The sequence below is a fragment of the Rapidithrix thailandica genome (assembly GCF_039710355.1).
Classification (GTDB): Bacteria; Bacteroidota; Bacteroidia; order Cytophagales; family Flammeovirgaceae; genus Rapidithrix; species Rapidithrix thailandica.
Window position 1 is genome coordinate 94,360 of the sequence record NZ_JBDKWZ010000014.1, and the last position, 26,519, is coordinate 120,878.

Annotated in this window: 25 protein-coding genes; 19 read left to right on the forward strand and 6 right to left on the reverse strand. The window is 40.9% G+C overall.

What is annotated here, in order from left to right:
• The first annotated feature begins 401 nt into the window (after positions 1-401).
• On the forward strand, positions 402-614 hold the full coding sequence (locus tag AAG747_RS21395) for a hypothetical protein (RefSeq protein WP_346823272.1): 213 nt from the start codon (positions 402-404) through the stop codon (positions 612-614).
• Between the two features lie 132 nt (positions 615-746).
• Complete coding sequence (locus AAG747_RS21400; RefSeq protein WP_346823273.1) at positions 747-1,058, forward strand: cupin domain-containing protein; 312 nt, start codon at positions 747-749, stop codon at positions 1,056-1,058.
• A gap of 141 nt (positions 1,059-1,199) precedes the next feature.
• Here the strand turns inward: AAG747_RS21400 and AAG747_RS21405 are convergent, their stop codons facing one another.
• On the reverse strand, positions 1,200-2,663 hold the full coding sequence (locus AAG747_RS21405; protein WP_346823275.1) for a trypsin-like peptidase domain-containing protein: 1,464 nt from the start codon (positions 2,661-2,663) through the stop codon (positions 1,200-1,202).
• Between the two features lie 391 nt (positions 2,664-3,054).
• The gene (locus AAG747_RS21410) at positions 3,055-3,372 is read right to left on the reverse strand and encodes a hypothetical protein (protein WP_346823276.1); all 318 of its coding nucleotides are present in this window, start codon (positions 3,370-3,372) and stop codon (positions 3,055-3,057) included.
• Between the two features lie 303 nt (positions 3,373-3,675).
• Here AAG747_RS21410 and AAG747_RS21415 point away from each other — a divergent pair, with 303 nt between their 5' ends.
• From AAG747_RS21415 to AAG747_RS21455, 10 genes are all read left to right on the forward strand, one after another.
• The gene (locus AAG747_RS21415) at positions 3,676-4,116 is read left to right on the forward strand and encodes a MarR family winged helix-turn-helix transcriptional regulator (protein ID WP_346823277.1); all 441 of its coding nucleotides are present in this window, start codon (positions 3,676-3,678) and stop codon (positions 4,114-4,116) included.
• A 4-nt stretch (positions 4,117-4,120) separates the two neighbouring features.
• Positions 4,121-5,137 (forward strand): S41 family peptidase, encoded by a 1,017-nt coding sequence (locus tag AAG747_RS21420; protein WP_346823278.1) that lies wholly within the window; start codon positions 4,121-4,123, stop codon positions 5,135-5,137.
• Between the two features lie 208 nt (positions 5,138-5,345).
• Positions 5,346-6,776, forward strand: a complete 1,431-nt coding sequence (locus AAG747_RS21425; RefSeq protein WP_346823279.1) for a serine hydrolase — start codon at positions 5,346-5,348, stop codon at positions 6,774-6,776.
• A gap of 373 nt (positions 6,777-7,149) precedes the next feature.
• Entirely contained in the window at positions 7,150-8,352 is a 1,203-nt protein-coding gene (locus tag AAG747_RS21430; RefSeq protein WP_346823280.1) for a winged helix-turn-helix domain-containing protein, read from the forward strand.
• 575 nt (positions 8,353-8,927) lie between these two features.
• Positions 8,928-9,692 carry a hypothetical protein gene (locus tag AAG747_RS21435; protein ID WP_346823281.1) on the forward strand — a complete coding sequence of 255 codons (765 nt, stop codon included), beginning with the start codon at positions 8,928-8,930 and terminating at the stop codon, positions 9,690-9,692.
• Positions 9,693-9,836: 144 nt separating this feature from the next.
• Positions 9,837-10,331, forward strand: a complete 495-nt coding sequence (locus AAG747_RS21440; protein ID WP_346823282.1) for a MepB family protein — start codon at positions 9,837-9,839, stop codon at positions 10,329-10,331.
• A 773-nt stretch (positions 10,332-11,104) separates the two neighbouring features.
• Entirely contained in the window at positions 11,105-11,947 is an 843-nt protein-coding gene (locus AAG747_RS21445) for an alpha/beta hydrolase (protein WP_346823283.1), read from the forward strand.
• A gap of 115 nt (positions 11,948-12,062) precedes the next feature.
• The gene (locus AAG747_RS29285; RefSeq protein WP_488168897.1) at positions 12,063-12,188 is read left to right on the forward strand and encodes a hypothetical protein; all 126 of its coding nucleotides are present in this window, start codon (positions 12,063-12,065) and stop codon (positions 12,186-12,188) included.
• Between the two features lie 97 nt (positions 12,189-12,285).
• Positions 12,286-12,732 carry a PepSY-like domain-containing protein gene (locus AAG747_RS21450; RefSeq protein ID WP_346823284.1) on the forward strand — a complete coding sequence of 149 codons (447 nt, stop codon included), beginning with the start codon at positions 12,286-12,288 and terminating at the stop codon, positions 12,730-12,732.
• Between the two features lie 147 nt (positions 12,733-12,879).
• Positions 12,880-13,047 (forward strand): DUF1660 family phage protein, encoded by a 168-nt coding sequence (locus AAG747_RS21455; protein ID WP_346823285.1) that lies wholly within the window; start codon positions 12,880-12,882, stop codon positions 13,045-13,047.
• A gap of 91 nt (positions 13,048-13,138) precedes the next feature.
• On the opposite strand, the gene AAG747_RS21460 is transcribed toward AAG747_RS21455, so the two are convergent.
• The 4 genes from AAG747_RS21460 to AAG747_RS21475 all read right to left on the reverse strand — a co-directional run bounded on the left by AAG747_RS21460 (position 13,139) and on the right by AAG747_RS21475 (position 17,702).
• A complete protein-coding gene (locus tag AAG747_RS21460) occupies positions 13,139-14,122 on the reverse strand; it encodes a carboxylesterase family protein (RefSeq protein ID WP_346823286.1) in 984 nt (327 codons plus the stop codon).
• Positions 14,123-14,400: 278 nt separating this feature from the next.
• Complete coding sequence (locus AAG747_RS21465) at positions 14,401-15,504, reverse strand: SMP-30/gluconolactonase/LRE family protein (RefSeq protein ID WP_346823287.1); 1,104 nt, start codon at positions 15,502-15,504, stop codon at positions 14,401-14,403.
• Between the two features lie 67 nt (positions 15,505-15,571).
• Positions 15,572-16,147, reverse strand: a complete 576-nt coding sequence (locus AAG747_RS21470) for a Crp/Fnr family transcriptional regulator (RefSeq protein WP_346823288.1) — start codon at positions 16,145-16,147, stop codon at positions 15,572-15,574.
• A gap of 151 nt (positions 16,148-16,298) precedes the next feature.
• Positions 16,299-17,702, reverse strand: coding sequence for a pyridoxal phosphate-dependent decarboxylase family protein (locus AAG747_RS21475; RefSeq protein WP_346823289.1), 1,404 nt, complete (start codon positions 17,700-17,702; stop codon positions 16,299-16,301).
• 287 nt (positions 17,703-17,989) lie between these two features.
• Between AAG747_RS21475 and AAG747_RS21480 the strand changes: the two genes are divergently transcribed.
• From AAG747_RS21480 to AAG747_RS21510, 7 genes are all read left to right on the forward strand, one after another.
• Positions 17,990-18,361 carry a c-type cytochrome gene (locus AAG747_RS21480; protein ID WP_346823290.1) on the forward strand — a complete coding sequence of 124 codons (372 nt, stop codon included), beginning with the start codon at positions 17,990-17,992 and terminating at the stop codon, positions 18,359-18,361.
• Between the two features lie 11 nt (positions 18,362-18,372).
• Positions 18,373-18,837, forward strand: a complete 465-nt coding sequence (locus AAG747_RS21485; protein ID WP_346823291.1) for a (2Fe-2S)-binding protein — start codon at positions 18,373-18,375, stop codon at positions 18,835-18,837.
• Positions 18,834-21,041: a xanthine dehydrogenase family protein molybdopterin-binding subunit gene (locus AAG747_RS21490; protein ID WP_346823292.1), complete on the forward strand. Its 2,208-nt coding sequence runs from the start codon at positions 18,834-18,836 to the stop codon at positions 21,039-21,041. The genes AAG747_RS21485 and AAG747_RS21490 overlap by 4 nt, the downstream gene beginning before the upstream one ends.
• A gap of 224 nt (positions 21,042-21,265) precedes the next feature.
• Entirely contained in the window at positions 21,266-21,739 is a 474-nt protein-coding gene (locus AAG747_RS21495; RefSeq protein ID WP_346823293.1) for a gliding motility lipoprotein GldH, read from the forward strand.
• Positions 21,740-21,964: 225 nt separating this feature from the next.
• Entirely contained in the window at positions 21,965-22,582 is a 618-nt protein-coding gene (locus AAG747_RS21500; protein ID WP_346823294.1) for an RNA polymerase sigma-70 factor, read from the forward strand.
• Positions 22,583-23,067: 485 nt separating this feature from the next.
• Complete coding sequence (locus tag AAG747_RS21505; protein ID WP_346823295.1) at positions 23,068-24,579, forward strand: hypothetical protein; 1,512 nt, start codon at positions 23,068-23,070, stop codon at positions 24,577-24,579.
• A 175-nt stretch (positions 24,580-24,754) separates the two neighbouring features.
• Positions 24,755-26,254 (forward strand): IPT/TIG domain-containing protein, encoded by a 1,500-nt coding sequence (locus tag AAG747_RS21510; protein ID WP_346823296.1) that lies wholly within the window; start codon positions 24,755-24,757, stop codon positions 26,252-26,254.
• Positions 26,255-26,519: the final 265 nt, after the last annotated feature.

Here is a 26,519-nt window from a genome sequence, read left to right on the forward strand (position 1 = left end):
CTATGGAAGCGATAAAAATTGGAAGTTTTTCGGAAATAAGTAATTTTAGGGGCCTAAATTAAACAATAAAACTTTTTATTTTTGCTCTCGGTAGACAGAAGAAAAGTGTTTCTTTAAGTACATCTGTTCATAGCCGTTACCGTTGTGAATGACTTGGAAGAAGAAAAATAGGCGTTTTAAGTAGAATTTTTTCTTTCGATAAAGAAACACTAACCGGATTACTACAGAATTCCCTATTTCACAGGGAAAGTCCAAATCTGTGAGGATAAATACAAGGAGGTGTTTCCGGTTTGAAATAATTATTTATCAGGAAAGCATCACTTATGGCTTCTTCGAATTAAAAAATAATTGGCAGAAGATCTTTTCAATAAGTGAAGCCTTGAAAACATGATCGATTAGCCATGAAAAACAAATTAGTCAGTGAACAAGAGCATTTTAGCGAAAAGGAATTGGAAGAAGCCTGTACGGCCATAACATCGCTAATCAATAAGTGTGAAAAAGCGAAAGATAAATTGAAAAGAAATTCTTCTCAAGAGACATTAATGGAAAGGCGTATTAGAGCATTACGAATTTCCGCAAGCTTGATTAAAGAGAAAATTTCAAAAGAGGCTTAAAAGAAAAACTACGGTTTGTTAACATGGCTTATCAGTAAATGCTTTTGCTCAAGCAACTATGCATACCTGAAACCGTTGGCAAGCATACAACAAATAAAAACATTCATCCTAAAAATCAAAAAGAGAATTAAGATGACAATTGACAAAATAAATATCAAGTCTCAGTTAGATTCGATGAAAGACCTTTGGGCTTTTAAAAATATCGGAAAAGTTAACAACCATTCGGTGAGGTTAATAAAAATGAAAGGAGAGTACGAAATGCATAAACACGACAATGGAGACAAGATGTTTTTTGTTGTCGAGGGGACTCTGTTTCTTGAATTTAACAATCATAAAACCTTAGAAATTAATGAAGGGGAGTTCATCAAGGTGCCAAAAGGTTTTGAGCACAAGCCTTATTCACAGGATGAAGTAAGCTTAATGGTTTTTGAGCCGGAGTCGTAAAATTTGACCAGTCAACCCCCCATGTCTGCCTAATGATTGTCGTTGGGCAAAAAGTAAAAAAGAGAAGACACTTGATCTTCTCTTTTAAAGCACAGTGTCACCGTACGGGTGAGATATGCCATTGACATCATGGTATGGACGCTATATTTGAACCTTGTAGGTTATGATCTCTTCGTTGATCATGGCCCTGATAATGAAAATCCCTGGCCTTTGCTTGGATAAATCAATGGAATTCCTGGTAGTTGTGAAAATAGGTAAACCGGTAAAATCATAGACGTGTATTTGAATTTTATCCTTTTCATTTAAGACTTCGGGTGGAGTACCTCCGGAGGTTTCGTTACAAGGGTTAATGATTTTTTGAATCTTGTAATGCTTCGGGGAGGATTGCTCTAACCGGTAAGTAGTAGCATCGCCACATGGGTAAAGGGAAGTGTTTCCTGAGAGGGTTGCCGGGCTGCCCAAGGCGTTGTGGGGAAGGTCGCTTCCCAAATCCTCAATAATTTTTTCAATCGGAACTCCCCTGTTCGGGCAATAGGCACAATGGTGTAAGGCAATTACCAAATGATCTCCGTAGCCAAGTACCGGAGATCCGGAAGAGCCTCCCCGTGTATCGGCATAATAACCGACATCATAACCGGAACCTCCGCATCGTGGGGCCGTTAGGGTATGTACCCGGGCAAATCCACCTGTGTCATTTATATTATCCGAATTAAGGGCAATGCGTTTACCCCAGGCTGCCGGGTGTTGCGGTATGTAAATCCGTTCGTCTTCTACCGCGCCACCTGCTCGAAGTTGAAGAAAGCCATAGGTGCTTGACACATTCGTGGGAAGTTGCAACAGTGCATAATCCAAATTGACACTGGACCGGACTAAGGTTGCGGAAGTGGCCTCAATCGTACCCGGACAGCCCAGCCAGCTATTACAGTTGGTATTGCAATTACTCCCTTGGGCCATAAATTCTACGGTTACGTTGTTGGCATCACTCTGATTCTCAATGCAATGTTCGTTGGTCATTAAATGTCCGTCATCACCAACCAACCACCCGGTACAGGCCGAAACACCGTTGATGAGTAGTCTGGCGACCGCCTTGGACCTGTCATAGACAAAGGGTTCCGTATTTATATAACAAATGGCATTTCGTGAATTGTCACCCCCGCAAATGGCTTCCTGTGTAATGTCGCCATGCGAATATCCCCGGGCGATTTTATCGATATCGTAGCCATAGCCGCCTTTCGAATTTTTACTGAAAATTTCAATAATGGCTTCCTCTCCATACACATGAATACTCCAGAAGCTTTTTCGTTTGCTGTCTTGCAGTGAGTATTTCCAGGCTCTGGTGTTTTCTGCATTTCTCACTATGAGGTAATCGTTTTCCGATAGTTCGAGCCGGGTAAAATGCAAGGCGATATAACTGGCATCTTTTTCATACACCCGTTCCGACCAGACTTTCTGATAGATCTGTGAAGGGTTGCCAATGTAGGGGTGGGGACTTTGATAAGCGCGTTGAATTTCTTCTCCGACTTGTTTAACAAATGGGTTTGATTGTTGGCCGTAAACATAGCCTGTGGCGATCAAGATGAAAAAAAGGGTCACTAACTGTTTCACAATGATGAGTTTTTAACATGAATAATTGATTTGTCAGTTATTTTTTTCAAATGGCAGTAGCTGGTCTTTATACAGAAGGAGGGGCTGTATATCTACCATTTTATAGGTGTTAATTAATATTTATTGAAGCTAGTAAAATCTATTATTTATACCAATAAATACTTAAATATTTTTTGAAAGTTTTGCCGTTGAATAGTGGATAGCTAACCAGTGGTCGGAGGTGTAACAAACCGGATGGGGGAGAAAGCAAGTTACGTAAAGTTTTTTGTGGAAGTCATTAAACATAATGATTTCTCGGAAAAATGCCGGTTTGGCTTTCTCCGGTAAAATACGCCTGTCAGTGTAAGAGTATGGTTTTACACCTTGCAAGTGCTGTTTTTTGAAATTTGTTTTACTCACACCAGGTAGTGTAGTCCAGTTTATTAAAATGGGCACATGTACGGGCTTTTGATTTGGAGATAATGGCATAGGGGTTTTCTGCCTTTGTCCTTTCCATGGTGTAATAATAATTTTCGTCCTCCCCGTATAACCACCATTCCCCCGACCCTTCGTTCATCCGGGTTACTTTAAATGTAAAAACAGAACTTTCTTCAGGGATACTAAAATCACTTGCGGTAAGTATATGCCAGGCATTGGTCAGAACTTCCGTTTTGATGCAGACTATCAGTACTATGACGAAGCTGATCGTTTTAAATATATTGAGGTTCATATGCTGTGCTATTTTTACGATAGGAGAGGTATTCGTTTATTTTTTCTCTAATGTATTCTTTTTGGCTTGGATAATCGTGCCTTTTGGGACTACTAATTAAAACGATGAAGATTAAATAATAACGTTGCAGCGTAAAGTGTATAACACACTAAAATGTATCATACGCTATACCGTTATATGTGGTTTTATCGTCTATAGCTTCTTTTTACGTTCTTTTTGAATTTATCGTAAACCGGATGTTGAGGTGAATATATTTTGATATATCAAATAATTACATAATTTTGTTTGATATATCAAATAAATATGAAATTCAATACTCCTACATCGACCGTTCTTTACTCTATTGAAGAAACCATAAAAGCATATCGAAGATTATGTCAAAAAAATATCTCCAGTGTTATCCCTGACATCACTGTTGACCAAGCATTAATCTTGATTATGATTAGTCAAAGTGACAAAACCCAGTCTGAAATTGCAGATTTGGTATTCAAAGATTATGCGTCTATGACAAGAATAATCAGCCTAATGACTTCAAAGGACTACCTTCATAAAACCATAGATAATGCAGATAAACGAAAATCAAAACTAACCATAACCGAAAAAGGAAGGGAGGTTTTAAAAAAACTCAAACCTATGATTCGCAAAAATAGAGAGACTGCCTTGGCCAATATATCAGATCAAGAATTACAACAGCTCTTTGAAACATTGCAGAAAATAACTCAAAACTGTCAGTTAAATAAGTAAATAAATGAAGTGGCTTACTTTTTTATTTCTGCTGATCACTACAACTGTGTTGGCTCAAGAAAAAACGGATTACAACAGGATAATCGACACATTGGTTGATAAAACAATAGACTACTATATATTTCCCGAAAAAGCGGAATTCATTAAAACGAAATTGTCAAATGTATCAAAGAACAATCCCTTCATAAATTTATCTAAGAGTCAATTTGCCGATACCATTACAACAATTCTAAGGAAAGAAAGTAAGGATAAACACTTCACTCTGCTTTACAGACCCAACTTTTTAAGGAATACCGAAACTAAAAAAGACCAACAGAAAAAGTTCAACGAAATCAATAGACGATGGAATTTTGGATTTGATTTAGTGGAAAGACTTTCCGGAAATATTGGTTATATAAATTATTCCGGATTTGCCGAATCTAATTCCTCCAAAGCAACTTTAGCTGCCGCCATGAATTTTTTGGCTAATACGAATTCTTTAATCCTTGATTTAAGGAATAATCGCGGTGGTGACGGACCCATGATGTTGCTTTTTTGTAGTTATTTCTTTGAGCATCAATTAGCCTTGAGCAAAACCTACTACAGGCATAACAATAAAACGGTTACAAACAAAACCAGGTCTAAGGTTACAGGTGAAAAATATTTAGATAAACCAATCTATGTATTAACGAGTAAAAATACATTCTCTGCGGCTGAAGCATTAAGTTATAACCTGCAACAAAAAGGAATAGCAACCATAATCGGAGAAAAAACCGCAGGGGCGGCTAACCCGGTAGAAATGTGGGTAATAAATAATGATTTTCTGTTTTTTATTCCGGTTGGTAATGAAACCAATCTGATCAGTAATACAAATTGGGAGCATACAGGCGTACAACCTAGTTATAACATATCCCACGACAAGGCATTGGAAAAAGCTCAAATTGTAGCATTAGAATACATTTTAAAACAACAGATAATAACCGAATTGTCGAAAGAGGAAATTGAAAAAAGAATAATCGATTTATCTGAAAAAATAGAATAATCCGAAAGACTGGTTCACTCTTTAAAAACATAGAAGTGATTTAAACTTATAGTTTTTGACCGAAAATGAAATCAAAATCGGCTCATCAAGGCACTTTTTGAAAAGCTATTGTTGAAAAAAGTAACACAGAGGAGGCGTTTTTGAAACATTTTTCAGGAAAAAGAAAAAGTTTAATTCACTTCATAACATGAAACTCACCAAAACAGATATGAAAAAAATACTTTTACTCCTTCTCGTCCTATTTGCTTATTCATGCACTCAAAAAAACAAGACATTCAAAGAAAACCCCAAGGTAAGGGAAATTGCTAATTATCTAGACTCATTAGAGGGCTTTAGCGGTGCGGTTTTAATAGCAAAAAACGACAGCATTTTATTTGAAAAAGCGTATGGTTTTGCGCATCTCGGACACAAAGTGAAAAATAATACATCCACAAAATTTTCATACGCTTCTATTGGAAAATCTTTTACAGCAGTTGCCATATTCCAATTAATCCAATCCGGTAAAATATCACTGGAGGATCCCATTGGGAAGTTTCTTCCGGGCTACCCCAATAAGACGGTGAGAGACTCTGTAAGCATCAAGTTGCTACTTTCTCACAGAAGTGGTTTGCCTAACTATTTTGCTTCGGAAAAGTTTATCAATACTTCAAAAGAACAATTTAGAACTATGGAAGACCTTGCTCCTTTGTATGAAAACGAGCCAATGGAGTCAAAACCAAATCAATTTTTTGATTATAGAAATACAAACTATATTCTTTTGGGAAGGATTATCGAAGTGGTTTCGAAAATGCCGTACGAGCAGTACATAAAGGAGAATGTCTTTGCAAGAGCAAACATGAAACATACGGGTAATTTTGATACTGACCACCCCATAGAAAATGCAGCGGAAGGGTATATGTTGTCAAATGTATATCCCAACAAACTCCAAAATACATTTTTTATGAGTGCGGTGAAAGGTACCTCTGCCGGAGGTGGTTACTCAACCTTAGAGGATCTGTATAAATTTGCTACTTCCTTTAAAAACAACCAACTGTTGGATGCTAAGTATACCAATGTAATGAAAACGGAAAGGCCCAATGACTCATACGGCTTTGGGATGCAGTTTCCACGGGCAAAAGATTCAGGCATCTTCGGACATAGCGGTGGTCATTTTGGGGTAGGTGCTGAATGGAGAGTTTTTGAAAAACAAGGTTATACGGTAATCCTTTTAACAAATAAAGATTTAGACCAGGGGTTTTTAGATGCTCGGTTTTTTATACAAAAAACGATTGCCGGTTCAACACCCATGTTAGATAGTTATTTTTTTACAAAAAAACTTGTGAAAATGACTTTGGAAGAAGGGCTGGAAAAAGCGCAACAGGTAATCGCCGACACGGATAAAAAAGTATCGGAAATGGGTTTGAATGCAAAGGGTTATGAAATGATAAAAAGAGGTCTTTACAAAAAAGCAATTGCTATTTTTAAGCTCGAAGTGTTTGTTTTTCCTGAGTCTTATGATGCCTACGATTCTCTTGGTGAAGCCTATATGATGAATGGCGATACCGGAGAGGCAATTGAAAATTATAAAAAAAGTTTGGCACTAAATCCTGAAAATACCAATGCAATTGAAAAACTAAAAGACTTACAGGAAAATCTGTAGATTACACATTGCATTGGATAAGTGCAATTGTGGTTAATCTTTTAATTCATTGCATACTTTTAAGTCGTAAACCGAAAAACTAGCGCATAAGAACTACGGCTCATGAGCGGGCCCGTTGTGGGTGAATTTTGTGATGCAACAAATACATACAAGAATAATCCTGACAGTTGGTACTTTTGTTCAGTGAATATAATAAAGTAAACTTGTACAGAAATTTGGCAAGACAAAAATCTAAAAAGGGTGTGTTGTCATACATAGCAAAAGGTATCATGAGGGAGTGAATACGGACGTAGAACTATTTATTTCAAGGGCCGAATAGAAAGATCCCAAGGGTTGTAAATTAGTTTGCCCATATATTTAAACATAAAGAGACTTGACGATAAAACAACTTCAACGAGCAACATTACAATGCCAAGGGCTAACGAAAAAATACCCATTTGGAAAGGGTAAGAAAGCGGCATTATCAGTATTGGAGCATCTTGGCTATGTTCAAATTGATACACTGTCGGTTGTTGAGCGAGCGCATCATCATACCTTGTGGTCAAGGCTGCCAGACTACCAAACAGAATACTTAGATCAGTTGGTAGAAGAGCGTGACGTATTTGAATATTGGTTTCACGCGGCCTCTTATTTACCCATGAAGGATTTTCGCTACGCTTTACCTCAAATGCGTCAATTCAAACGAGGTGAAGCACGCTTTTACAATACTATTGACCCCAAAATCCTTGATTATGTACACGATAAAATTCGTTTAGACGGTCCGCAAAAAGCCAGGGATTTTGCGTCTCATAACAAAAAGTCAGGAAGCTGGTGGGACTGGAAGCCAACCAAAATTGCCCTTGAAAGACTTTTTATGCAAGGAGATTTAATGGTATGTGGTCGTGAGGGTATGGAAAAAATCTATGACCTGACAGAAAGAGTACTACCCGGTACCGTCAATACTACTGAGCCTGGTTCTTTGGAATTTGCTGAATATTTAGTCAAAACATATTTGCGCGCTTATGGTATTACAACAATTAAACAAATAACACACCTAAGAACGGGGAAAGCGCTGCGAAAAAACGCTGAACAAGTGCTGCAAACAATGCTTGAAGCCCAAACAGTGCAGCAAGTAAAGATTGATGGGATGCCAACAATTTTTGCACTTAGCGACTTACTTGAAAATTCCATCAAAAAGCCATCTCCCAGTATACGGTTATTGTCTCCTTTTGATAATTCTGTTATTCACCGGGAGCGTTTAGAGCAGCTATTTGGTTTTGATTTCCGTCTCGAATGTTACACTCCGAAACCCAAAAGGCAGTATGGTTATTTTTGTTTGCCTATTCTGTTTGGAGATGAATTTATCGGACGCATCGATTGCAAAGCGCATCGTAAAAATAATCAATTTGAGATTATTCATTTGCACATTGAAAAAAGACAGGGGGACATCGAAGTATGGTTGAAACCGTTAGTAAAAACAATACAACAGTTTGCTATTTTTAATGGTTGCCAGTCAATCAGGCTTTCTCAAGTAAATTCTCCCAAATTGTTAGGTATACTAAAGCCGTTTTTTGCAGAGAACGAAATGATGTTTTGATCGTATTCAGTATTTAATTGATACACAAGAGCGTTGTGAACCCAAATAAAATCATGTTGGAATAATACATTGAAGAGTGCCGGTAAAAATGGTTATATCATTGGTATAAGGCCAATCTAATTTTGCATTAAATAAAATTCAAAATTATGCAAATCGTAAAAATTGAACCATTTAAATTCAATGGCACTCGAACTACCAATGAGAACAATAATGCTGATGGGCAAATTGTCAAATTATAGCAAGGATTTATGAATAAAAACATCCTTGATCAAATCCCTGACAAGGTAGATAACGTAATATATTTTTTGGATACAGAACCATACAAGGTGATATAGTGTATAGCGAAAAACCTGATCGTTTCTAAAATTATTCGATGGAGGAAAGTACATTAAAACTTCTGCCAAAGGGGATTTAATGAAAGTAGTTAAACCATTGGGAATTTGACAAAGAAACTAATTGTATAAGTGTACTGCGGGCGCAGATGCATATAATCTAATCGGTAAATGAGTAACGAGTGCGTGGAAATCCCGCACTACGTTGATACTAGACCGTTGTATACCATAAAAATGAACACTATGAAACAATTAATGACTTTATTATTGACACTATTATCTTTAAACATTTTTGCAGAAAAAATTGACGGACCTGCAAATGTTAGAAAAGAACCGAATGGGGTGAAAATTATCTCTCTTTACGATAATGTAGTTGTGGAGTGTACCGAGATAAAAGAAGGGTGGTATACAATTGGAATAACTGTACAACTGACTAAAGAACAATATGAGAGATCCAAAGCAAAGGATGTAATGCCTGCCGGTTCGAAACTGTATAGTCCTAAAAATGAATTGCTTGGAGAAACCTTGGTGGATTTGTCACTGGATATACTTTCATCGGGAGGTCCAAAAGATAACAAATGGTATAACGCCACAGTTATAGGGCATACTTATAAATCAAATATCAGGCTTGAGTCAATCCCTGAGATTGCATTAAAGTCAATTTTAATCAATGAGAAAAAGAATTTAACAGAGTCAGAATTTGACAAGTATTTAAAATCGTTTGGTTTTGAAAGGAGTGAGTTTCTTGGGCGGTTTGATGATAAATATGTGGAGTATATGATTTATGAAAACTGGATAGATGACCCGTCTCCCATGGATAGAATTCGGTTGATTTTTAAAAATTCACAATTGATCGCCATCGTTCATACAAGAGATTTGGGGGTTAATTATGTACAACCTATAAACTTAATAAGTGGGCGAAAGATTACAATATTTAAGGAGATGGATTCATTAGAAAAAGAAAAATTTATAAAAATGAACCGGGAAGTTTATACAGGTGTGGATTAATTTACGGTAACGGATATGAATCAACGTGTAGAATGTAACTTGAAAAACTTCCCTTGCAGCACAGGAGGGAACTTATACATTTCCCACTAGTAGTTGTCGGTCAATTTTGGTCAAGAACTTTGAAAATATAGCAAACTAGAACGAATGGACGATAAGCTGAAAGCAATCAAAACGGAAGTTTACGACAAATGCGGTTTAAGAATTTCTGATGTGAATACAGAAACCGAAAGCAAAGAATATGATGCGTGCCGGTTTAAATTAAACGGGTTGAATATCGTTTGTAGAAACGCAAAAATAACTCCTAAAAAAGTCGGGCAATTTGTAACGTTCTGGAAACGGAATAACAATGGCTCAATTGAACCGCTGGATGATAATGATCCCATAGATTTTTATGTTGTAAACGTTCGGAGCAAAGACCGGTTCGGACAGTTTGTTTTCCCCAAATCAGTGCTACTTAAAAAGGGTATCCTTTCAACAGACAAAAAAGAAGGAAAACGGGCTTTCCGGGTTTATCCAAATTGGGACATGGCGAAAAATAACCAAGCGGAAAAAACACAAAAGTGGCAACTGGATTATTTTTACGAAATTGGGGAATCCGTTGATTTGAAAAAAGTAAATGAATTATATAGCGCAAAATGAAAATACGGCGAAGCTACAATGAAGTGATTCGGTGTTTGGGTATATTATAACAAATGAAGAGGTGAATGAAACACTGCACGAATAAGATCGCTCAAGTTAGCTAACCAAATAGAAGGCAAACTAAAATTACAGCTTGCCGCAAAAGATTTTGGCCATATACGCAACCGAAAAGCGTATACGGCAAACTATATGCGGATCTCTATAAAAAATCACAGCGTCTTGGTGGGACACTTGGAAAGTGCAACTCAGGCAATGAACCAAAGAGTCTTTGTTTCAAAAACAAGCCCTAGAATTCACCTTGGCCGAGTCCGGTATCGATCCATGTACTTTGTCCGGCATAAAAACAAGGGTTTGTATCATTACCCCTGTTCAATACTTCAACTACTCCGGTACGGGTTTCTTTTTTTCAATTTCAGGAAGGATATGCCTTAAAAATTAAAACGAACCAAAAGACATTTTATATGATGGAGGGAGGGTGATCAGTCTGATACATTTTCTACCCGCAATGGCCTCCAACGGGGAGCTTCTTGGGCAAAAATAGAAGCCCTTTACGGCAAGCCTGATTATATACTTCCGGCAACGGCCAATGCTCTTTTCTCTATCTATCGCGATCCCAATATCATCTTTTATACAAAAGAAGATCAACCGGTGCAATGGATGGTATTTGAAGGAATATTTCTATTATAAAAAACTAAGTACTTTTTGGGTAGCAGATTGCTTTTCCATAACTTTGAATAAAGCTGTATGTTTAAACCTTAAACAAACAAACTACAATGTACAAAACACTCCTGTTTTCTTCGTATGTCTTGCTTTTCGTTGTGCACTCAGCCTTGGCGCAGAAAAGTTACCCGGAAAATAAAAAGATTTTTCCCTTTGGCGTCATCGAAGAAATTGATTCTGAGGAACTGTCTGAAAAGAGAATTTTGAATATTTATTTACCCCAAGGATACCATCCGGACTCAGTCACTACCTATCCGGTCGTATATGTGTTGGACGGTTCGGCCCACGAAGATTTTCCCCATATTGCCGGATTGGTGCAATTTCTGAATATGTATGAACTTATGCCAAAATCCATTGTGGTCGGTATCGCCAATGTAGACCGTTATCGTGATTTTACCCATCCTTCTGACGATCCGGAAGACTTGAAAGCCCTGCCTACCGGAGGAGGATCGGAAAAGTTTATTGGATTTCTTGAGAAAGAAGTCCAAGATTTGGTGACCCAACACTATAAAACCAATGGCCACCGTACCCTGATCGGTCAATCGTTGGGCGGGCTTTTGGCTACGGAAATCTTTTTGAAAAAACCTCAACTATTTGATGATTATATCATCGTAAGTCCTTCTTTATGGTGGGACCAACAATCGTTGGTCGATACTGCTGCTTCGGTATTAAAAGCCAATACATCATTAAAGAAGAAGGTCTTTCTTTCTTTGGGAAAAGAACATGAAGTGATGCATGAAGTTGCGGATAAACTAGCTCATGCCATTAAAAATACCGGCAATTCCAACATTACATTTTTTTACGAGTCCTTGTTGGATGAAAACCATGCAACCATTTTGCACAGAGCTGTTTATAGGGCTTTTGAATGTTTATACCCTGCCGTTAAAGAAAAATAAACAAGAAAGTAAACAGTTTTCCAAATCAATACCAGTGTACATTATATGCTTCCAACCTCGGGAAGTTTTTTAGGTACGGAGTTCAATTACGAACTGAGGGGGGGAGGACTTTTCTCTGAGCATTCATCCGCAGATGCGTGTAGCGGTTTCTCCCAAAATGAAAATTGGATTTGTTACCGGCTTACCTACCCGGCATCCGGAGGCTTATAGTTTTATGGCTCGCTTGATTTACGAACCGTAAATTCCATCGTAGAAAAACCTCAGGGGTTACCATTCCCAATTCTTTCCAGATTCCCCTTCTTTATTTGCATCATCGACAAACAAAAAATGAAAAGACGATGAAACGATTTATTTTGCCACTATTCACCTTAGTAGCTCTGATGGGTACCTCTTGTGCACAAGATATTTCCAAAAGTGAAGTCCCTTCTGTGGTACTTAATGCTTTTCAACAACGCTTTGAACAAGCGAAAAAAATAGAATGGGAACGGAAAGGAGAGGTATATGAAGTAGAATTTGATATGGGCTTGACAGAGTTTGAAGCCTGGTTGGATCATTCCGGTCAATTTTTAAGGATCAAAGAAGAGCTTTTTGGAAAGGATTTGCCGGAAGGTATTAAGTCAAAAATTGCCAGTGAATTTGTCAATTTCCGGATTGATGATGTGGATAAGATTGATGAAAAAGGAAAAATCACTTATAAGGTAGAATTAGACAGTGCAACCGAACAAGACCGGAAAGTGACATTTGACGAAGCCGGAGAAATTTTGGAAAACAACGTGGATTGGTAAATTTCAAAGTGGATTCAACCGGCCTGCTATTCATTCCTTCAAGGTTTTCTCGGAACGGTTACTCTTCTGAGCGGATGGAACCGAAAAACCTTGAAGGCTTGACAAACTAACTTAAAAGTTTAAGGCAACGACTCAATACTTATGAAAATGCATAAAAAATTACTGTGCAAAATGGGCTTCCACCGTTGGGAGTCCGGTTATTTTAATACCCCATTAGCCCCCATCGCGGAAAAATGCAAACGCTGTGGCACCTTACGGATCTTGCATTTTTCCGGATACCTGTATTTTAAAAAAGGAGAATACCCTTACGGGTAAATTTCTTAAGGGGGCCAACAGATCAATAGTCAACACAAACAAGTTGTACTTGGAAAGGAATATTCTCTCATTGGAATGCTCCGATAACCCACTATTTTGCGCTGCGTATGTTTTTTTCACAGTAGGTTAAATCGCATGGGCCGATAGTCAAGCCTACAACGGTACCTTTTTTATCTAGTTTAAAATACAATTCGTTTTGTCCGGCAAAAGATTTATCTGCTGTCCGGAATTGGTGCATGGCAAAAGGCTCTATCAAAATCTTTTGAGACGAACCGGGAGGAGTGATATACAGGCTATTTCCTTCGAGGTTGATCAATAGGTTTTCTGAGGCAGAGTATTGATAAACCCCTTCATATAATTGCAAAAAATCCTTACCCAAGGCATACGAATTATGTCCCCGTTTATGCTGCAATAGCCATTTGTAAAGTTCGGGATTGGCGTAGGTAATGGACCAAGAGTCATGGTATAATTCGGGGTACAGTGTGTATTTGACCTCAGCCCCCAAAGCCCGGAGGCCTTTGACCATTTTCTCAGAGTAAGCAGGAGGAACTACTTGGTCTTTGCCTCCGTGAAATACCCAGGTAGGTACATGTTTCATAACACAAAGGCGGGTACTGTCGCCTCCACCACAAATCGGGGCGATGGCTGCAAACCTGGAGGGGGCCGCTTGGGCCAATTCCCAAGTGCCAAACCCTCCCATGCTCAAACCTGTTACATATTCCCGGTCGGTATCGATGGGTAGTTTTTGTTCGATCTGATCTAATAACCGCAATAAAAGTGGAATGTTCCAGCGTTGGCCTTCCGGGCATTGCGGAGAGACCACCACAAAAGGAAAATCCGTTGAATCGTTTAAAAAAGAAGGAGGGCCATGGGTTTTTACTTTTTCCAAATCCTCTCCTCTTTCTCCACTGCCATGTAGAAATAATAATAGAGGATATTTGCCGGATGCAGGTTTTTGGGAAGGTACATATAGTAAGTAATTGGTATAGGTTACTAGGGTTTCTTCAGTTTGTTGTGCCTGAGAGATCCCACTCACTAATATTAAGAACAATAGGGAAAAAAACTTCGAGTGCATTGACTTTAGGGGTTTTGTGTAATGTTTTAAATTTCAACTAAGTTACACTTCACAATGTGAGTCTGCAAGAGTTCGAAGGTATTTCACATGCTCTTGATTGTTATAATACCGAGGGCTGTATTTCTGCGTTCTATTAGTTAATACTTATCTAAACCGTTTGACAGAATGAGAAAAAGGGAAGGGGGAACAAGCAACAGTACATCCTTCGGATTGAGAATCCTTTTTCCCTCGGTCATCACCTTTTAACAATAAAACATGTTCCCCCAGTTATATCCGTTTTATTGTTCCAGTTTGTATTTTCCGATATGGCCGGTTTGATCGCCTCCGATATACAGGTATCCCTGGTGTGCTTCGATAGAGCTTGCTTCCGGAACGGTTTTCCCTTTGGGATCATGGTAGGTTTTGAGTACTTCGCCCGATCGGTTGACATGCATAATCAAGCCGTAAGCTTCTTGTTGGGGCTGTAGCCAAAGGGGCAAGGCATACACCAACCTTTTTAAGAAAATATTGGGTTGAAGTTGATCCAATTGGTCAATTCTTTGCGTGGAAAAACCGATCCAGAAACTACCGTCTATGTCCCGGGTGATTCCATTGGGAAAGCCGGGCAAATTGTCCAGAAATAGTTCTGCTTGTCCTTTTTTAGGCCCTTTTAGCCAATAGCGAGTGATTCGATATTTTAATAAGTCAGCCATCAGGACAAAGTCATTGTCTTCGGAAACGGCTACCCCATTGCCAAAAAAAGTACTGTCAATCAAGGTAGTCACTTTCCGGGTAGTGGGATTGTAACGGTACAACCCCCCGTCCGGTCTCATTTCAAAAATGATCTTTCGGATGTTGGGCAGGCTGAAGGAATAGTTGGAAGAAGTATTGGAAAAATAGATCATCCCGTCCGGTGCAATATCCACATCATTTGGAAGCAAGAGAGGCTTTCCTTTTTCGTCATGATCTGCCAGTACGGTGATTTGTCCCTTCGGATCGATACTGATCAAACCTCTTTTTTGATCGCAGGCGATGAGGTTACCTCCTTGGTCGAATTCCATACCGGCCACCCAAGAGCCCGTATTACAATAGGTACTGACTTTTCCGGAAGGGTCGATCTTCAATACCCGGCCATCACTGAAATCCGTTTTTCCTATATGGACTCCACAGTAAAGGTTGCCCAATGAGTCAGTTTCGATATCTTCCGGCCCCCACCAGCCATCCAGGTCTATTCTTTGTGTATGATCTAGCAATTCGTTTTCAGCCAAAGGCCCTTTGAGTTCCGGTTTTACAGGGGGCGTCCAGGCTTGAGGGTTTATCGAATAACCTTTGATCATCAGGTTGGCAATGACTACCAATAAAACGGCTGTTATACTGCCGGTGAGAATGCGTTTCTTTGACATTGTTTTGTTTTTTGATTGAACTATGTGCAAAGAAATATGCCTGCTTTTTCCGGTTCATTGATATTTGTTAAGAAATGGCCAATTGCTTGCGGATCCTGCTCAAAGATTCCGGTTCGATACCCAAGTAACTGGCAATTTGATATTGAGGCACCCTCCGGATAATTTTAGGAGAATGCGTTTCAATGAAGTCCAGATACCGTTCTTTGGCTGTTTTGGTTTGCAGGTTACTGCTCCGGTTAATCACGCATAAATAATTTTTTTCTGCAAAGGTTCTTCCCAGCCGTTCCAGTTTGGGGTTTTCATCGTACAGTTGTAAAAGACTTTGGTAGGGAATACACAAAATGCGACTTTCTTCGATGGCCTCCAGGTATTCCAAGGAAGCCGACTGGGTAATCATACTTCTAAAGGTAGAAATAAACTGATGGTCACAAGAAAAATACGTGTTTACTTCTTTGCCGTTTTCCAAATGATATACCCTTAACAAGCCCTCTTCGATAAAATAAAACTCCCGGGCAATCTGTCCTGCCCGGAGTAACATGGTTTTTGCCTTGATGGTTTTGGGTTTTACAATTTCCCGTAGTGTGTGCCATTCCTTTTCGGAAAGCGCAATTTCCTCTTGCAGTACCTGGTAAAGTGCGTTCATTGTGTTTGTGAAAAGAAGGAAGAATGTCCTGTTGTAAAAATGGCTTAAAGCTAAACATTATTTACATTAGAGTATCCGTTTCTTTATCTTTTCTCCGGATACGGGGTGGCCATCTATTTAAAAATGGATGCCTGCCTTATCCGTCCCATACTCAATTCTCTGAGATTTGCCGGATAACCAGTTGCATTTCTTCAATCACCAGGTTTACATCTTCTTCCGTAGTGCGCCAGTTGACCAAGGCGGCCCGGATGCCTTTTCGTTGGTGAAAGACAGTCGGTGTCATAAAGACTTTACCACGATTGTTCAGAGTATTCAGAAAAGGCTGTACCTTGGTTTCCTCTTTTAAGGAAAAACATACCGTGTTCAACCGGACAGGAGCCAACAGTTCAAAGGCATCCGAGTTTTGAATAAACTCTCCTAGCATTTGTGCAGCTTGGATATTCCGTTCGATGATTTCCCGGTACCCTTCTTTTCCGTAAGCTTTTAGGGTAAACCAGGCTGGCAAGGCCCTGAATCTTCGGGAGTTTTCGGGTAAGAGGTTCAGGTAGTTGAAGTTTTCCAAAGGGTCACCCAGGTAAGGGGCATTGGAATTTTGGAACGTTTCCACCTGCAGGTATTTATGTTCGTCCCGTACAAAGAAGAAAGCACTTTCATAGGGTACGTTCAGCCATTTGTGACCGTCAATGGTAATACTGTCAGCTTCTTCCCAACCATTGAGCAAGTGGGCATGCTCGGGTGATACGGCTGCGAATCCACCAAAAGCCGCATCGATATGCCACCAGAAATTGTATTTTCGTTTGAGTTGGGCAATGCCCGAAAAATCATCAAAATCCACGGTGTTAACCGTTCCTCCACTGGAAATCAAAATAAAGGGTTGTCCGTGAAGCGACTCAATGGTTTTTTCCAGCGCTTGCAGATCGATGGCCTCCCGGGTAGGCTCCATAACGGGGACCAAGCGGATATTTTGACTGCCCAAGCCGAGCATAGACAGGGCCTTGATAGACGATGAGTGGGGAGTAGCCGATAACACGGGGAGATGGCCGGATACTCCCTCTTTGGCGATATCAAAGCCCGATTGTTTGCCCAGCCATTGCCGGGCTACCCCCAAGCAAGTAAAGTTGGACATGGTGGCTCCGGTGACAAAGCCCCCCAGGTAATTTTCAGGCAAGCCGAAGAAGTCCAGTAATAATTGAACGGTTTCCAGTTCGACCAAAGCAGAGACATCGCCCTGGCCGCTGCTGGTTTGTGTATTTTGATCGTATACAGAGGCTAACATATCACCCATCAGGGCAGCCGGAGTGGTGCCGCCCGTGACGAAACCCCAATATCTGGGCCCTGTCGAAGCCACCATCAATTGGCGATACCGGGTTTTGAACTCTTCCAGCGTTGCCGCTCCTCCTTTTCCCAAAGCATTCAGGTTCGGCTGTATAGTTTCGTTTACACTGACCGAAGTAGGAAGTTCATGGAGTTGACCCAAATACAAGAGGCCTTCGCTTAAGGCAGATTGAAGCAATTGTTCTAAACAGTCCAAGTCTTTTTTTAATGAGTATTCCATAGTAGGATTTATCTTTTACCGGATAGATGAAAGGGCAAAAGTACACTGGTATTTACTAATAATTCCAGTACAGATTTTACGCTATCGATAGTAACAGAAAAAGAATGAGCCTCAACTATGAATACCAAAAGGGTGGCAAACTTTAAAAACAAAAAAATGATTTAAAACAAGATAAATACCACTTATACGGAGAATTGATAAATTCACCCCAAGCCGTATTGACTTTTTTTACTGATTTCTTTACTTTAAAATCGATTTCCTTTCCCATTTAACCAAGTATTGAGCTTATGATTCAGAAAAGCATTCTTTGGGCTTCTTTCATGTATTTTTTTCTCTTTTCCTGTGAGTCACTTACTTCCGAACAAAAGGCAGAACTTGACAGAGGGCGCGAAGTGTACCTGACCCACTGTGTCAGTTGTCATGGGGATAAAGGCGATGGTATGGGCGGAGCTTATCCTACGTTGATTAAACCTGAAATTCTGGAGGCACACACGGCCCGGTCCGTTACCCTGATTAAACAGGGCTCCGGTTTTGAAGCAGGCATGAAACCGATTGACCTGACGAATCAAGAAATTGTGGAAGTGGTCAATTACATCCAAAACACTTGGGGGAATAAAGCCCCATTCCTCACTGAAAAACAGATTCAAGACATCCTTTAAATCGAATGAACATGGCTTCTTATCAATTAAAAGTAAATGGCAAGCAACATACGGTAGAGGTCGATCCGGACACTCCTTTACTTTGGGTGCTGAGAGACAATCTGAAACTATACGGCACCAAATATGGCTGCGGTATTGCCCAATGCGGAGTCTGTACGGTACATGTAGACGGTTTGCCCATCCGCTCTTGTTGTGTGCCGATTGAGAAACTGGAAAATAAAGAAATCGTGACCATTGAAGGTCTGTCGGAAGACGGGAGCCATCCCGTTCAGGTGGCTTGGAAAAAGATAGATGTGCCTCAGTGTGGCTATTGTCAGTCGGGACAGATCATGACGGCCGCGGCCCTCTTGCAACGGAAACCCAATCCCTCGGATGAAGAAATCAGCCGGGCCATGAAGGGCAACCTTTGCCGCTGCGGTACTTACACCCGAATCAGAGAAGCAATTCACGAAGCCTCAAAACACCAACAATCATGACAAAAACATCAAGAAGAAACTTTATAAAGGTTTCGGCTTTGGCAGGCGGTGGCTTAATGATGTCCATCACCCTGCCGGGAAGTACCCATTTGCTCGATAATACCTCACCGGGTTCAGCTGCGTTGAATGCTTTCCTGTCGATTGCCCCTGACGGAAAAATCACATTTCTGCTCACCAAGCACGAAATGGGTCAGGGATCAGGTACGGGATTGCCCATGATACTGGCCGATGAACTGGGAGCGGATTGGAATAAACTTTCTATCATACGATCGGATTACGACCGGAAATTTAATTGGAGAACGATGGGGGTTACCGGTGGAAGCAGTACTATTTCCGGAATGTGGGATGTATTGAGGAAGGCCGGAGCTACTGCCCGCGAAATGTTAAAACAGGCTGCGGCCAAGCGTTGGGAGGTAAGTACGGCTATTTTAAAAGCCGAAAACAACTTTATCGTCAACACGGAAAACGGGGAAAAATTGGAATTCGGACAGCTTGCGGAAGCGGCTGCTCAGCTTCCGGTTCCGGAATCGGTGACGCTGAAAAAGCCGGAAGAATTCGTGTATATCGGAAAGCCGGTCAAAAATCTGCTCACCGAAGATATGGCCATTGGTAAGGCCAACTATGGTATCAATACCGATGTGCCGGGAATGGTCTATGCGTCTATTGAAAAATGTCCGGTGTATAAAGGAAAACTGAAAAACTTTGACGCTACGGAAGCTTTGAAAGTGACCGGAGTGATCGATGTTTTCCCTATGCCTTCTTTTGAGCCCGTTAGCCCTGATAATCATGTACAGGAAGGAGTAGTGGTGGTAGCGACATCTACCTGGGCCGCTTTCAAAGCCCGGAAAGCCTTAAAAATAGAGTGGGATCCGGGAAAATTTGCTACGGCCAATATCGAATCCTTAAAAAAGGAGATGTCTGCAGTCCTCAACGGAACGATGGACCCGGGGTATCGCAGAGGAGACACGGATAAATTGAAGAAGGAGGAGGGGTACGAAGTATTTGAAGCAGAATACGATAACCCTTATCAGGCGCATGCTTTGATGGAGCCGATCAATGCTACGGTGCATTTCAAAGGAGATACGTGCGAAGTGTGGGTGGGCACACAATCGGGAGAACGGGTTACCAAGGAAGTAGCCAAGGTGACAGGCCTGCCGGAAGATAAAATTACCACGCATGTATTAAATTCGGGTGGGGCATTTGGCAGACGGTATTATTGCGATTCTTCCATGGAAGCTGCCTATATTTCCATGCAAATAAAGAAACCTGTAAAAGTAACCTGGTCGAGAGAAGACGAAGTCGCTCATGATTATTTCCATCCCTACCAGAAAAGCATTCACCGGGCGGTAATCAGTCCGGAGAAAAAAGTGGTAGGTTGGGAAACGAGCCTTTGCAGAACGGAAGTTTATGCATCCGGCCTTAATATCGCGGATATCCCTTATGATTTTCCGAATGTGAAAACCGAATGGAAGCAATTGGAGAGCATCATTCACCCCGGTGCCTGGAGAAGTGTTTCCGAGCATTCCAGCTCTTTAGGCAAAGAATCATTTATGGATGAACTCACCAGAAAACTGGGCAAAGACCCCGTAGAATTCCGTTTGGAATTGTTACAAGAGGAAATCCGGAAAGAAGGAAATACCGATGATGCCGAGCGGGTTTATAATTACAGAAAGTTGCTGAGAGAAAGGCATGTGGCCGTTTTGAATACCATCAAAGAAAAGGGACTTTGGAATAATAGCATCTTGCCTTCGGGAAGCGGGAAAGGGATTGCCATTGAGAACTTTGGCGGAACCGTTTGTGCACATATTGCCCAGGTATCTCTGGCAGACAACGACTTTGGATTTAAAGTAGATAAAGTGAGCAGTGTGGTCCATTGCGGTACTTTGATCAACCCGCACTTTGGCAAGGGACAAATCGAGGGGAGTATCATCTGGGCGCTTTCGGCCTTGAAATACGGAGGCGTTGAGGTGGAAAAAGGCGTGGTGAAACAAAGGAACTTCCACAACAACCGTTTGTTGAAAATGGATGAAATTCCGGAGATTGAGATATACTTTATCGAAAGTGATGAACCTCCTTCCGGCTTGGGCGAACCGGGTACACCGCCATTGGCTCCGGCCGTGTTAAACGCCTTGTTTGATGCTACGGGAAAAAGAATCCGAAAAATACCGGTGACCAAAGAAGATTTGCAGGCCAATTCAATCTAAGTAGAATCTAGAATATTAACGTAACGCTGTTTGGAAACTGATGCCCCGGAGCAATGCTCCGGAGGCTCTTTTTATTACTGGCAAACAATTGATTTTACCTTGGATTATCCTCTAAGTGGCATGTATAAAGAACCATAATAGTAGAAAGGCAATGCTTTTATAATTTGAGTTATACATGAAAGTAGAGTATCTTGTCGGAAACTGAATAAAATCTTGAAGAAACTATGAAATGTATTTTTAGCATTGTTGCGATTACTTTTTGTCTATGGGGCTGCCAACCTGAAGGCAGGATTTATGTGGAACATAAGGAGCTTTCTCCGGAAGCCCAATGGAAACAAGAAGATGTACGGAAATTTGACGTGGCCGTAGAAGATATTACACAAAGTTATCGTCTAAGCTTGGCTTTCCGGCATGCAAAAGGATATCCCTATGAAGAATTGAAAGTAAAGGTGACGGAAACAGATCCCAAGGGAACCCAGTCGGTTAAAGAATATGCCTTGAAAATTCGGGATGAATATGGCAATTATGCCGGGGAAGGGGAATTCGGTATTTGGGACAGTGAGCATCTGATTGAGGCAGAGAAAACGTATCCGGAAAAGGGCGCTTATTCCTATTCCATCGAACATGTCATGCCGGATAATCCCATACCGATGGCTTTGGAAATAGGTTTGATCTTAGACAAAGCTTCAGCAAAATAACTCAATTCATCATCTGACAAGTTTAAAAAAGTACTTATTCAATCATTTGTTGGTAAGTACTTTTTGGTGTTTTATATCCTTTGTGTAAAAAGACCGGGGAATTTACCACCACCCAATAAATCCCTTTCATTTCTTAATAAAAAGATAATATAAATCCCGGCTTAATCCGATTGGTTTTCAACTATTTTAGAATCCTGAATTGAGAAGGTATACACATTTGAAGGTATGCTGTTTTATCAATTTCCTCATCTGTTCAACAATCGCTTTAAACTGAATATGGATTTCCCGGACTTTCAAAATAACCATGACGCCAAGGCTTTCAAAGCAATTTACGACCAATATTGGGAGGAACTTTACCGTAAGGCATACAAACGGCTGAATACCCAAGAAACCGCAGAAGATATTGTACAGAATATTTTTGTGGAATTTTGGGAGAAAAGGAATACGATCAATATTGAAAAGTCGGTAGGTAATTATTTATACGGAGCATTAAAAAAGAAAATCTTATTGCATTTCCGTACCCAATACCGCCAGGAAGCCCGTATGCAATCCCAGTCCCATATGATCAAAGAAGCAGACGAATCCTTTGAAAGCCGGATCATCTATACGGATTATTTAAACAAAGTAGAACACTTGCTCCGGCATCTTCCCAAAAAGTCTAAAAAAGTTTTCGAACTCAAGCGGAAGTGCTATCTCACCAATAAGGAAATAGCCCAAAAACTTGAAATTTCGGAAAAGACAGTAGAATATCATGTAAAGTACGCCACGGATTTTTTGAGAAATTACTGTGGAGATATGGTAGTAGCCATCACTGTATCGCTTTTGATACGATTTATACAATAGCCTTTCTCTTTTTTCTTCCCATTCCCAAAAACCGCTTAGCTTCTTTGGACATGCTCTTAGAGGTAATTCGGTGAATGGCCCCTGCTTATTATTTAAAATCCTGCTAATTACCATACTGTTAAATCTGCCGGAAGATACTTAACAATTAAACAATATTTCTGACCTGGGAGATGGGTGCCGTTTTGGCAACTATAGGGGTGAACTTTATAGATAAGTTCAAGTGCTGATTAAAAACTTTTTGAAAGTGCCTTTCACTTGTATGGAGGGCATTTCCAAAGGGTAGTCGGAGGTGCTTTAACGTAAAACCTAAAAAACCTATAATAGACAACAAGCAGAAGACCAGACAACAACCATTGTTCAAACCCTTGCCAGGCAAGGAGTTGAAAGGTATGCCCGGCCTGTAAAAGGGAAACGCCCGTGTTAAATTGGCTAGAAACACAGGCGTTGCATAAACTCATTTACTAAAGCTTCAAAATACAGAAATTATGAAAAATTTCAAACTATTACGCTCTTTCTTAGGATTAGGAGTCGCAATTTCCTCCTTTTTTGCAGTGGTTTCTTGTCAGAATGAAACCCCTTTTATGGATGCTTCCGGTGAATTGGAAGGTGTGGGTGCCGCCAAGCCGGTCGTTGTATTGGGTGCCAGTCCTGATGCCAACGGAAACTCCTATATCTCTTCAAACCGTACGTTAACCAGCGATACTTGTTACATCCTGAACGGTTTTGTACGGGTAACCAACGGTGCCACCTTGACCATCAATGCCGGTACACATATCTTAGGTAGAGAAGACGATGGTGTAAACGCTCCGGTAAACCCCGGTACTTTGATTGTTGAAAGAGGCGCAAAAATCAACGCGGTAGGTACTCCTTCCAGCCCCGTTGTTTTCTCCGGTGAAAACAAAGAAGTAGGAGCTTGGGGAGGTGTGATCATTTTGGGTCGTGCTTCTAACAACCTTCCCGGTGGTTTGGGAGAGATCGAAGGATTACCTGTTCCCGGTACTACCGAAGGATTTTACGGAGCGGATTTCAGCAAAGGAGAGTCTTTTGACGATGCGGATAACAGTGGTACTTTGCAGTATGTAAGAATTGAGTACGCCGGTAACTCTATCGATGAGGTGTCAGGAAACGAAACCAACGGATTGACTTTGGGAAGTGTTGGAAACGGAACAACTCTTGACCACGTAATGGTGTCTTATGGAAATGACGATGCTTTTGAATTTTTCGGAGGTACGGTAGATGCTACTTACTTGATCGCTTACCGTAACCGTGATGATAACTTCGATACCGACCAAGGGTATAAAGGCCGTATTCAGTTTGGTATTTCTGTAGCAGCGCCTGCTGATAACATTACTGTTGCTCCTGTAAACGGATTCGAATCAAACGGTGATAGTGATGATGCTTCTACCAACTTTACCGATGGTACTTTCAGTAACTTCACTGTGATCGGTCCGATTGATCCTGCCGGAAGCTCTATTGCATCTAACTATAACACCGGTGCGCTGATCCGTGATGCTTCTGAGTTGGATATCTTCAACTCCATCATAGTAGGTTATCCTGCTTACCAATTGGAACTGGAAACCCCAGGTGATTTTGGCAGTGTCGTTTTTGCCGAAGGAGTTACATTGGTATATCCTACTTATGCCGGGTTCACCGCTCAAGGTACTAATGTAAGTGGGTTTACTACAGCAGGTTTGAATAACGAAGTATTGAGTGCTTCTTCAGTTGCTCCTATTGGTGCGACTTTACATGGACAATCTGGTTTGAAAAAGGCCGCCTGGAACATTGTAAATAGCGGTTCTGATCCAGTTCCGGACTTTGTACCGAATGTAGAAAAAGGCTCTGATTTTACCAGTAGCTTATTGACTTCCGGTTTCTTCAACACTTCTGTAGATTTCCGTGGTGCTTTCGGTTCTGCTGGTGATCCTGCCAATGCCGGCTGGAACATAAGCAGTACTTGGGTGGATTGGTACCCTGCTGACAATAACTATTGTAATTAATCGCAGGGGTGAAGGTGGTAAGGGTCTGTATTTCGCTTGTAAAACATATTGATTATTCCCTATCACCTGACAATCTCCCGGAATCAATAAAATTAAATAATATTCCGGAGAAAATCTCTTTGTACGGGTCTTGGGCTTGTATGGAGAGATTTCTCCATATCTAATTCAATTGACTATGTTGAAATTTAACAATTTACATTCCATTTGGATGACGGTTCTGGTAATAGGACTGGGCATTGTATTGTTTTCATGTGAGAAGGACGGGGATGAAGATCCGGTACTTCGTATAGAGTCCATCGAGCCGCTCACGGCCCGGGTGGGAGAAGTCGTGCTGATCAAGGGCAAAGGCTTTGATGCTGTGGGTAGCCAAAATACGGTGTTGTTTTCCGGAGAGGTTGTCAGCCCGGTGTTCGAAGCCAGTTCTACAGCGTTAAAAGTATTGGTACCGGAAGGGGCTCAAAACGGGCCGTTGACGGTAAAGGTGGGCAAGCAATCAGCCGTTTCTTCCCAGGAGTTTACCTTGGATACCTCTTTAGGAGCCCCCAGTCTCACCGGTATTACCCCAGCCAATGGGATTGCTAATTCGGAAGTGACGGTGAACGGTACTGGTTTTGGGAGTGATGCATCCCTGGTCAAAGTCTATTTTGCGGAGTCAGAAGCTGAAATCACGACTGTTTATGATTCGAAACTCAAAGTAAAAGTGCCCGTATTGGATCCGGGTGTGGTACAAGTGCGGGTAGTGCGGGAAGAACAGGCCTCCAATACATTGGACTTCACGGTAGACCCCACCCCGGTAAATGTGCGTACGGTGTATTGGACTGCAACACCTTACTATACCAAAGCAGGAGTTTACAGTGGCGTAATCAACGAGGATGGAGCGGATATTCAATTGTTATATGAGACACCAGGCAATTTTGGGGTGGCTTTGGACCGGGAAGCGGGTATGATTTATTGGAGCAGTACAAATAAGATTTACCGGGCTCCACTGGATGGTACAGGTACTCCGGAAGTGTTGTTTGAGGGTGCGGACGGTTTAGAGACTCCTTATGATATTGTTCTCGATCTGGAAAACAAGCGACTCTTTGTGGCAAATTTTACAGGCGGTGATTATCAATATATTATGGCGGGAAATATGGATGGTACCGGAACGATGGACAAACTATATGCATTACCGGCAGATCCCAGCAATGGAGGACCTCTAGTAGTCGGGATTGAACTGGAAGTGGCTAATGACAAGCTGTATTGGACAGAAGCTGTGGGTACACGCGTGGTGCAAGGGAGTGTGAATGGAGAGGCCAGCCAAGCGGCCAAGGTTCTATTTGATGCTTCCCATGGTTTAAAATATCCGGTAGGACTGGCAGTGGATTCCGAAAATAATAAAATCTACATTACCGATGCAACCAGCCTGTTTGAAGGAGGAACTGCTGTGGATAATCTGTATATGGGAAGTTTGGATGGTTCAGGTTCCCTGGCAAAGGTAATAGCGCCCGGAGACAATTTTAACAAACCTTTTGATGTGGAGTTGGACCTTGAGAACGGATATGTATTCTGGATTACAAGTGAACGTGAAACAGGGCAAGTGATGCGTTGCAAATTGGACGGTTCCGATGTGGAAGTATTGTTTGCCGGTGATGAATTGGGAGGTGCGACCTTTTTTGATTTGGATATCTATTAATTAACACTTAGATATTTTTGGTTTTACAGGCAACCTTAATTGTAAAAGTGAACAATTTCTTTTTTTTGAGTTGTAAGACCTCCCCCTTTCTTTAACCATTGAAGAGTGGTTTCATGCGATAGACAATTTTAAAAATATGATGTTAGTTAAGCTCATTTCTTTGACAGAGCTGAAGCTTGACAGTGTCAGAAGTTAAAATCTTTTTTCACAATTCCAAAGTAGATCTTTCTGTATTGATTTTGGACTTGTATGACAAAATTTTTCC